The 9472-nt window shown below is 73.8% G+C and carries 8 protein-coding genes; 4 read left to right on the top strand and 4 right to left on the bottom strand.

The annotated features are described in order from the left end of the window. Nucleotides 1-112 precede the first annotated feature (112 nt). From rpsD to ABIB16_RS02705, 3 genes are all read right to left on the bottom strand, one after another. Nucleotides 113-739 (bottom strand): 30S ribosomal protein S4, encoded by a 627-nt coding sequence (gene rpsD, locus ABIB16_RS02715; protein WP_036313685.1) that lies wholly within the window; start codon nt 737-739, stop codon nt 113-115. Between the two features lie 284 nt (nt 740-1023). Then, the gene (locus tag ABIB16_RS02710) at nt 1024-1587 is read right to left on the bottom strand and encodes a general stress protein (protein WP_020621560.1); all 564 of its coding nucleotides are present in this window, start codon (nt 1585-1587) and stop codon (nt 1024-1026) included. 172 nt (nt 1588-1759) lie between these two features. Further along, nucleotides 1760-3157, bottom strand: a complete 1398-nt coding sequence (locus ABIB16_RS02705; protein ID WP_041103678.1) for a replication-associated recombination protein A — start codon at nt 3155-3157, stop codon at nt 1760-1762. 52 nt (nt 3158-3209) lie between these two features. Between ABIB16_RS02705 and ABIB16_RS02700 the strand changes: the two genes are divergently transcribed. The 3 genes from ABIB16_RS02700 (at nt 3210) to dtd (ending at nt 6176) form a co-directional block, all read left to right on the top strand. Continuing rightward, nucleotides 3210-3800: a DUF1697 domain-containing protein gene (locus ABIB16_RS02700; protein ID WP_020621558.1), complete on the top strand. Its 591-nt coding sequence runs from the start codon at nt 3210-3212 to the stop codon at nt 3798-3800. A gap of 139 nt (nt 3801-3939) precedes the next feature. Next, nucleotides 3940-5679, top strand: coding sequence for a choice-of-anchor I family protein (locus ABIB16_RS02695; RefSeq protein WP_063188934.1), 1740 nt, complete (start codon nt 3940-3942; stop codon nt 5677-5679). A 44-nt stretch (nt 5680-5723) separates the two neighbouring features. Beyond that, nucleotides 5724-6176: a D-aminoacyl-tRNA deacylase gene (gene dtd / locus ABIB16_RS02690; protein ID WP_044659818.1), complete on the top strand. Its 453-nt coding sequence runs from the start codon at nt 5724-5726 to the stop codon at nt 6174-6176. Nucleotides 6177-6199: 23 nt separating this feature from the next. Here dtd and aspS read toward each other — a convergent pair whose 3' ends face one another. Then, the gene (gene aspS, locus ABIB16_RS02685; RefSeq protein WP_078025478.1) at nt 6200-8014 is read right to left on the bottom strand and encodes an aspartate--tRNA ligase; all 1815 of its coding nucleotides are present in this window, start codon (nt 8012-8014) and stop codon (nt 6200-6202) included. A 145-nt stretch (nt 8015-8159) separates the two neighbouring features. Here aspS and ABIB16_RS02680 point away from each other — a divergent pair, with 145 nt between their 5' ends. Next, entirely contained in the window at nt 8160-9461 is a 1302-nt protein-coding gene (locus tag ABIB16_RS02680) for an APC family permease (RefSeq protein ID WP_060973791.1), read from the top strand. Nucleotides 9462-9472: the final 11 nt, after the last annotated feature.

The following is a 9472-nucleotide window of genomic DNA, read 5'->3' as shown; positions in this document are numbered from 1 at the left end:
ATCCCCGGCGGCGGGCCCGGGGGACGCCGCAGGCCCGGTCACCTCCGAGAGGTGACCGGGCCTGCGGGACGCGCGGGGCGCCGTCGTCCGGGACGGACCCGGCCGCGGCGGATCAGCGCGCGTAGTACTCGACCACGAGCTGCTCCTCGCAGGTCACGGGGACCTCGGAGCGCTTCGGGCGACGGGTGAGGGTGGCGCGCAGCTTGTCGATCTCCACGGTCAGGTAGCCCGGGGTGGCGGGCAGGACCTGCTGGTGGGCGCCGGCGGCGGCCAGCTGGAAGGGGACCATCTTCTCCGAGCGCTCGTGCACGTGGATCATCTGGCCCTCCTTCACGCGGAACGAGGGGACGTCCACGCGCTTGCCGTCCACCATGATGTGGCGGTGCACGACGAGCTGACGGGCCTGCTGGATGGTGCGGGCGAAGCCGGCACGCAGCACGAGGGCGTCGAGGCGCTGCTCGAGGAGCTCGACCAGGTTCTCACCGGTCAGGCCGGCGGTGCGCTTGGCCTCCTCGAAGTAGCGGCGCATCTGGGCCTCGCGGATGTTGTACTGGGCGCGCAGACGCTGCTTCTCCTTGAGGCGCACCGCGTAGTCCGAGTCCTGCTTGCGGCGGGCACGGCCGTGCTGGCCGGGGCCGTACGGACGACGCTCCATGTACTTCTCGGCCTTGGGAGTCAGCGCGATGCCCAGGGCGCGGGAGTGCCGCACGGTGCGGCGGGTGCGAAGGTTGCCACTCATGGTGGACCTGCCTTTCCTTGACGTGCGGCACGGTTCGGGTTTGTCTCGAGGTCTCGTCCGGGCGCCGGGGCGCACGGGTCAAGGGGCCTCGAACCTGGCCTCCCCGCGATCCTGAGGAGAGCTGAGGGGCGTGCCGCCGCCCGTCATCCACTGATGCGCTGCGCGTCCCTCGCCCGGGCACGCGGGCGTCCGCGGGGATCCGAGCGAGGGGGATGCGTCCGGGGCGCAGCGCCTGCCAGACCGGTCCACCTTACCAGAGCGACGACGACGGGGCGGGCCGGGGCTCAGGCGCGCGGCGTGGCCGCGGTGCCGGGGTCCGCGCCGAGGAGCTGACCGGCCTGGTCCAGGTGGGAGGCCTCGACCAGCACGTCGTACGACTCGGCCTCCATGGTCTGCAGGGACGTGAAGTCGCGCCTGCCGCCGGTGGCCGCGTGGCCGATCGCCCCGAAGACCGCCCCCCACAGGGCGCCCAGGCCCAGGGAGATCAGCAGGATCCAGAGGAACCCGAAGCCGGGGGCGAAGATCGAGAAGAGCAGGCCGAGCAGGAGGCCGAACCACAGGCCCTGCAGCCCGCCGCGGACGGCGGCCTTGCCGGTGGTCATCCGGCCCAGGACCTGCTCCACGGAGCGCAGCCCGGTGCCCACGATGCGCACGCGCTCCACGGGGAACCCGGCGTCGGAGAGCTGGTCCACGAGGGCCTGGGCCTCGGCGTAGGCCGGGACGGAGCGCAGGATGCGGTAGTCGGCCTGCGGGAGGGCGGGGCCGCCGGCGCCGGGGCGGCCGTACGGGGCCGGCTGCTGCGCGGCGGTGTGCTGCGGGGTGGACTGCTGCGGAGTGGACTGGGTCATGGGGGCGGCTCCTTCTGTTCCTTCTGTGCGTCGGTGGTGCATGGGGGCGCGAGCGGGCGAGGAGTCGGCGGGCCGACGTCGACCGCCCCGCTCATCCCTGGACAACCGGTGATCCGGGCGTCTTTATTCCGCGCGGCCGCCCGAGGCGTCCGCCCCCGGGCCCGGCGCGCGCTCAGTCGCCGCGGATGATCCGGCGCAGCGCGGCCACCTGCTCGGTGAGCCGCTTCTCGTGTCCGATGGGCTTGGGCCGGTAATAGTCCCTCCCGACCAGGGGGTCCGGCGCGTACTGCTGACGGGCGACGGCGTGCGGCTCGTCGTGGCTGTAGACGTAGCCCTGGCCGTGGCCGAGGGCCGCCGCGCCGGGGTAGTGCGCGTCCCGCAGGTGCGCCGGCACCGCGCCCGTGTGGCCGGCCCGCACGTCCGCGATCGCCTCGTTCACGGCGGTGTAGCTCGCGTTGGACTTCGGCGCGGTGGCCAGATGCGTCACGGCCTGCGCCAGGATGATGCGTCCCTCCGGCATGCCGATCAGCTGCACGGCCTGGGCGGCGGCCACGGCGGTCTGCAGCGCGGTCGGGTCGGCCATGCCCACGTCCTCGGACGCGGAGATGATCAGCCGCCGGGCGATGAACCGGGGGTCCTCCCCCGCCTCCAGCATCCGGGCGAGGTAGTGCATCGACGCGTCCACGTCCGAGCCGCGGATGGACTTGATGAAGGCACTGATCACGTCGTAGTGCTGGTCGCCGTCCTTGTCGTAGCGCTGGACGTGGTGGTCCATCGCCTGCGCGGCGTCCTCCTCCGTGACCGCGACGGCGCCCTCCCCCGCCCGGCCGGCCTCGCGCGCCTTGTCCAGGGCGACGCCGGCCGCGGCCTCCAGCACCGTGAGCGCCCGCCTCGCGTCGCCGCCGGCCATCCGCACCAGGTAGTCCCGCGCGTCGTCCTGGAGCACCACGGCGCCGTTGAGCCCGCGCTCCTGGGTCACGGCACGGTCCAGCAGCCCGACGATGTCGTCGTCCGTGAGGGGACGCAGCGTGAGCAGCAGCGACCGGGAGAGCAGGGGTGCGATCACGGAGAAGGACGGGTTCTCCGTGGTCGCGGCCACCAGCACGACCCAGCGGTTCTCGACGCCCGGCAGCAGCGCGTCCTGCTGCGCCTTGGAGAAGCGGTGGATCTCATCGAGGAACAGGACGGTGGTGCGCCCGTAGAGGTCCCGTTCGCGCTGGGCCTGCTCCATCACCTGCCGCACGTCCTTCACACCGGCCGTGATCGCGGACAGCTCCGTGAACGTGCGCCCGGGGGCGCGGGCGATCACGTGGGCCAGCGTCGTCTTGCCGATGCCCGGAGGCCCGTAGAGGATGACCGAGCTCGGTCCCGCGGCGGAGTCCGGATCGGGCTCAGCGAGCTTGCGCAGCGGGGAGCCCGGCCGCATGAGGTGCCGCTGGCCCAGCACGTCATCCAGCGTGCGCGGGCGCATGCGCACGGCCAGCGGTGCGCCGGGGTGCGGGGCGGCCACGGTGCCGGCCGGGCCGTCGTCGTCGGCCCCGTTGTGCGCGGCGCTGAAGAGGTCGTCCATCGGGTCCAGGGTAGTCCTCGGCCCGCGGGCGCGTGGGTGGCATCCTGGCCGCATGAGCCCCGCCGCCCCGCGCGCCGACCACACCCATGTCCTGCTGCTGCGCGGGATCAACGTGGGCCGGAGCAACCGTGTCGGGAAGGACACGCTGATCCGCTGGGCCCGGGCCGCCGGCGGGGAGGCGGTCACGACCCACCTGGCCAGCGGCAACGTCCTGTTCCGGGCGTCCTCCGACGCGGCCGCCGAGGGCGTGCGGCAGGGGTTCGCGCGGCGGGCGCGTGAGGAGGGCGGCCTCGACGTCCCCGTGGTCCTCGTGGACGTGGGCACGCTCCGGCGCGCCCTGGAGCTGCACGACGCGCTCCCCTGGGCCGGCGGCGAGCCGAAACGCACCCAGCTCACCGTGCTCGAGGACGACCCCGCACCCGAGGCGGCCGCCGCCCTGGCCGCGCTCGACCACGGGGATGGCCGACCCGCGGGGCCGGATCGCACGGCCCTGGAGGGACGGCTGCTGTGGATGCGCTGCGCCGCGGGGGTCGCCGACTCCCCGCTCACCCCGGCTCGCCTCGACCGGGCGCTCGGGGTGCGCGGCACGGCCCGGAACCTCACGACGGTGCGGGTGCTCGCGGGGCTGCCGAGCGAGGACTGACCTCGGCGGACGGCACGCGGGGCGTCCGGGGCGTCGACACCCGCGGGACACCGCGCGCTGGCCGGGACGTCACGGTCCGTTCACATCCGTGCGATGGGGTGACCCCGTCCTCCGCCTCCCTGCCCTGACTGGAGCATCCATGCCTCGCCTCGCACGCCTCGCCACGGCCGTCACCGCCGCGGCCCTGTCCACGGCCTTCCTCGCCCCGGCCTCCCTCAGCGCGCCCGCCCCGCACTCGGCCACGGCCCAGCGCGCCGCCATCGCCGCCAACCCGTCCGGCAAGAGCATCGAGCTCACCCGCGCCGGCACCCACGAGACCGGCGTGTTCGGCGAGTCCGCCGCCGAGATCCCGGCCTTCGACGCGGTCTCCGGCCGCCTGTTCGTGGTGAACGCGCAGCGCGGCGCCGTCGACGTCATGCGCCTGGGCGCCGACGCCGCCCCCGTGGCCGAGCGGACCCTCTCCGCCGAGGGCCTGCGCACCGCGGACGGCTCCGTCACGGACAAGGGCGCCACGGTGAACTCCGTGGCCGTCTCCGGCGGCGTGATGGCCGTCGCCGTGGAGGCCGCCGAGAAGACCGACCACGGCTGGGTCGTGTTCTTCGACACCACCACCCTGCGCTACCTCGGCGGCGTGCGGGTGGGTGCCCTGCCGGACTCGCTGGCCTTCTCCCCGAACGGGGCGTACGTGGTGGTCGCCAACGAGGGCGAACCGGCCGACGACTTCTCCGTCGACCCGGAGGGCACGATCTCCGTGGTCTCCGTACCGAAGAACGCCCGGCAGTTCTCCCGCCTGACCCAGGACGCGGTGCGCACCGTGGACTTCCGCGCCTACGACGCCGGCACCGCCCTGCCCGCCGGCGTGCGCGTCTCCGGCCCCGATATGGCGGTGCCCGCCGGTCACGAGCCCGCCGGTCGGGTGGCTCGCAACCTCGAGCCGGAGTACGTCACCGTCGACCCGACCGGACGCACCGCCTACGTGTCCGTGCAGGAGGCCAACGCCGTCGCCGTCGTGGACCTGAAGTCCGCCACGCTGGAGGACCTCTGGGCGCTGACGCCCACCGATTGGTCCACCGAGGGCGTGCTGGACGCCTCGGACAAGGACGGCGGCATCGAGCTGGGCCACTGGCCGGTCGACGGCCTGCCCATGCCCGACGGCATCGACACGTACCGCTGGCGCGGTCAGAACCTGGTCGTCACCGCCAACGAGGGTGACGGGCGGGAGTGGGGCGACTTCAACGACTCCGAGCGCGTCAGCGACCTGGACCTGTGCGCCGCCGAGTTCCCGGGGGCCAAGGCCCTGCAGAAGAAGGATGCCCTGGGCCGCCTGAAGGTGCTCACCGACCTCGGCTACGACTCTGAGCGCGAGTGCCACTCCTCCCTGACCACACTGGGCGGCCGGTCCTTCTCCATCTACACCGCGGACGGCACCCGCCTGTTCGACTCCGCCGGCATGATCGAGGAGCAGATCGCCCGGCTCGTGGCCGCCGGCGAGCTGCCGGAGCACGCGTTCAACGCGAACAACGACGAGACCCCGTCCGGGGACTCCCGTTCGGATGACAAGGGCCCCGAGCCCGAGTCCGTGGTGGTGGGCACGATCCAGGGCCGCACCTACGCGTTCGTGGGCCTCGAGCGCATCGGCGGCGTGGTGGTCTTCGACATCACCGACCCGCGGAACGCCACCTACGTGGACTACGTCAACGACCGTGACTGGGATGCCGCGGGCGACGACGCCACGGCCGGCCTGGGTGACATGGGCGCCGAGGGCCTGACCTTCGTGCCGGCCGACGAGTCCCCCTCCGGCACCGCCCTGCTGATCGTCGCCAACGAGGTCTCCGGCTCGACCACCGTGTACGAGGTGAATCCGACCCGTCGTCAGTGATCCGCTGACGCGGACCGGTTCCGGGCGCGTTGCAGAATGGCTGCATGAGAGCCGTTCTGCAACGCGCCCGTTCCGCGTCCGTGACCGTCGACGGCAAAGTCGTCGGCTCCTTCGAGGGCGAGGGGCTGGTGATCCTGCTCGGCGTGACCGTCGACGACACCGAGGCCGAGGCCGTCCAGGTGGCCCGCAAGGTGGCCGGGCTCCGCATGCTCGACGGCGAGCGGTCCCTCACCGACGCCGGTGCCCCGGCGCTCGTCGTCAGCCAGTTCACGCTGTACGGCGACGTGCGGAAGGGCCGGCGGCCGTCCTGGACGCGCGCGGCGAAGGGCAACCAGGCCGAGCCGCTCTACGAGCGGTTCACGGCCGAGCTCGAGGCCGCCGGCGTGCGCGTGGAGCGCGGGGTGTTCGGCGCGAAGATGGACGTCTCCCTCACCAACTCCGGGCCGTTCACGCTGATCGTGGACTCGGACGAGCTGGCCGGTCCGCGGCGCGGCTGAGGCGGGCCCGCCGCGGACCCGGATCAGGCCTCCGGCTCGGCCTCGGCCTGCTTCGGCTCCGGCTGCGCGTCGACGCCGGCCTCCTTGCGCTGCTGGGCGGTGATGGGCGCCGGTGCGGCCGTCAGCGGGTCGAAGCCGCCGCCGGTCTTCGGGAACGCGATGACCTCGCGGATCGAGTCGGTGCCGGCCAGCAGGGCGACCACGCGGTCCCAGCCGAACGCGATGCCGCCGTGCGGCGGGGCGCCGTACTTGAAGCCCTCGAGCAGGAAGCCGAACTTCTCGTTCGCCTCCTCCGGGGACAAGCCCATGACCTCGAACACGCGCTCCTGCACGTCCTGACGGTGGATGCGGATGGAACCGCCGCCGATCTCGTTGCCGTTGCACACGATGTCGTACGCATACGCCAGGGCCGCGCCCGGGTCGGTGTCGAAGGTGTCCGCGAACTCCGGCTTGGGCGAGGTGAACGCGTGGTGCACGGCGGTCCAGGCGCCCGCACCCACGGCGACGTCGCCCGAGGCCACGGCGTCGGCCGCCGGCTCGAACATCGGCGCGTCCACGACCCACACGAACGCCCAGTCGGCGTCCTTCGCGGCCACGCCGTCACCGGCATCGGTGAACAGCCCGCAGCGACGGCCGATCTCCACGCGGGCCGCACCCAGCAGCGCGCGGGACTCCTTCGGCTTCCCGGCGGCGAAGAACACGCAGTCGCCCGGGTTCGCGCCCACGGCGGCGGCCAGCCCGGCCTTCTCCTCCTCGGAGATGTTCTTGGACACCGGGCCGGTCAGCTCGCCGTCCTCCTGGATGAGCACGTAGGCCAGGCCCTTGGCGCCGCGCTGCTTGGCCCACTCCTGCCACGCGTCGAGGGTGCGGCGGGCCTGGGAGGCGCCGCCCGGCATCACGACGGCGCCCACGTACTCGTTCTGGAACACGCGGAACGGGGTGTCCTTGAAGTACTCGGTCAGGTCCGTCAGCTCGAGGCCGAAGCGCAGGTCCGGCTTGTCCGAGCCGTACTTCTCCATCGCCTCGGCGTAGGTCATGCGGCGGATCGGCGTCGGCACGTCCACGCCCACGAGGGCCCACAGGGCCTTGACGATCTTCTCGCCGAGGGCGATCACGTCATCCTGCTCCACGAAGGAGGCCTCGATGTCCAGCTGGGTGAACTCGGGCTGACGGTCCGCGCGGAAGTCCTCGTCGCGGTAGCAGCGGGCGATCTGGTAGTACTTCTCGATCCCGCCCACCTGCAGCAGCTGCTTGAACAGCTGCGGCGACTGCGGCAGGGCGTACCAGGAGCCGGGAGCCAGGCGGGCCGGGACGAGGAAGTCGCGGGCGCCCTCCGGCGTCGAGCGCGTGAGAGTCGGGGTCTCGACCTCCACGAAGCCCTCGCCGTGCAGCAGCTCGCGCGCCGTCCGGTTGACCTCGGAGCGCAGGCGCATGATGCGCGAGGGCTGCGGGCGGCGCAGGTCCAGGTAGCGGTGGCGCAGCCGGGCCTCCTCGCCGACCTCCACGTGCTCGTCCACCTGGAACGGCAGCGCGGCGGCGGTGTTGAGCACCGTCACGGTCTCCGCGATCAGCTCGATCTCGCCGGAGGGCAGGTTCGGGTTCTCGTTGCCCTCGGGGCGGCGCTCGACCGTGCCGGTGACCTGCAGAACCCACTCGTTGCGCAGCGGGTCGAAGTCCGCCTCGTCCCGCACCACAACCTGGGCGAAGCCCGAGGCGTCGCGCAGGTCCACGAAGGCCACGCCGCCGTGGTCTCGCCGCCGCGCCACCCAGCCGGTGACGGTGACGGTCTGGCCGATGAGCGAGGCGTTGAGCTCGCCGAGGGAGTGGGTGCGCAGCACGAGGATCCTCTCCGTCCGGTCGCCGGACGATGTGCGGGGTTCATGTGATGGTCGACGCCGTGTGATACGCCTGCGGGGCGGGCGCGCGCCGTTCCCGTCAGTCTAGTGCCCCGTCCACACTGCCCCAGCCCAGGAGGACCCCGTCATGACCGCCGCCCTGCAGCGCCGCCTGACCCTGCTCCACGCCGTCGCGATCGGCCTCGGCTCGATGATCGGCGCGGGCGTGTTCACCGCGATCGGCCTGGCGGCCGCGCTCACCGGCGGCCACCCCGGCCTGCTGTACGGGGCCCTGGCGGTCGCGGCCGTCGCGGCCCTGTGCAACGCCCTGTCCACGGCGCAGCTGGCCACCGTCCACCCCGAGTCCGGCGGCGCCTACGTCTACGGCCGGCGGCAGCTGCACCCGTGGGCCGGCTTCGTCGCCGGCTGGGGCTTCGTCACGGGCAAGACCGCGTCGGTGGCCGCGATGGCGGCCACCCTCGGCCTGTACCTCTTCCCCGACGACGCCGCCGCGGCCCGGTGGACGGGCGTGGCCGCCGTCGTCGTGCTCACCGGGGTGGCGATGGCGGGCGTGACGCGGACCGCGCAGGCGACGTTGGCGATCCTCGTGCCCGTGCTCGCCGTGCTCGTGTTGGCCATCGGCGCAGGCCTGGCGCGCGAGGCCCCCGGGGGCTCGGCCGCGGCGCTCGGCGTCGACTCCCCCGTGCAGGGCGTGCTCATGGGCGCGGGCGTCCTGTTCTTCGCGTTCGCCGGCTACGCGCGCGTGGCCACCATGGGTGAGGAGGTCATCGACCCCGCACGCACGATCCCGCGCGCCATCCTGATCGCCCTCGCCGTGACCGTGGCGCTGTACCTGCTGCTCGCCACGGCGCTGATCTCGGGCCTCGGGACCTCCGGGCTGGCCCGGTCCCCGGCGCCCGTGCGCGACCTGCTCGAGACCGCCCTGGGCTCCGGCTGGGGCTGGGTGGCGGTGGCCGGCGCCGCCCTCGCCGCGGCCGGGGCCATGCTCAACCTGCTGACGGGCATCTCCCGCACCGCCCTGGCCATGGCCCGCGAGTCCGACCTGCCCCGCCCCCTGGCACGGGTCCATGCGGGGACCGGCACGCCGTGGACGGCTCAGCTGACGGTGGCCGCGGCCGTGATCCTGCTCCTGCTCACCACGGACATCCTCACCGTGGTGGGCTTCAGCTCGTTCGGCGTGCTCGTCTACTACGCGGTGGCGAACCTGTCCGCCCTGACCCTGCGCGGGGACGACGACGGCCGCCGCCCGGCCCGGCCGCGCCCGCTGCGCCCGCTGCGCGTGCCCCGCGCCGTCAACGTCCTCGGCCTGGCCCTGTGCCTGCTGCTCGCCCTCAGCCTGCCGCCGATGTCCGTGGCCGCGATGGCGGGCGTGTTCCTGATCGGGGTGGGCGGGCGCGCGTTCGTGCGGGCCGGGCGCCGGGGCCGGTGACCCGACGCGCA

The sequence above is a fragment of the Micrococcus sp. UYEF5 genome, from assembly GCF_040546065.1.
Taxonomy (GTDB): domain Bacteria; phylum Actinomycetota; class Actinomycetes; order Actinomycetales; family Micrococcaceae; genus Micrococcus; species Micrococcus luteus.
Note: the sequence above shows the minus strand (reverse complement) of the source record. Positions and strands in the feature narration are given on the sequence as shown.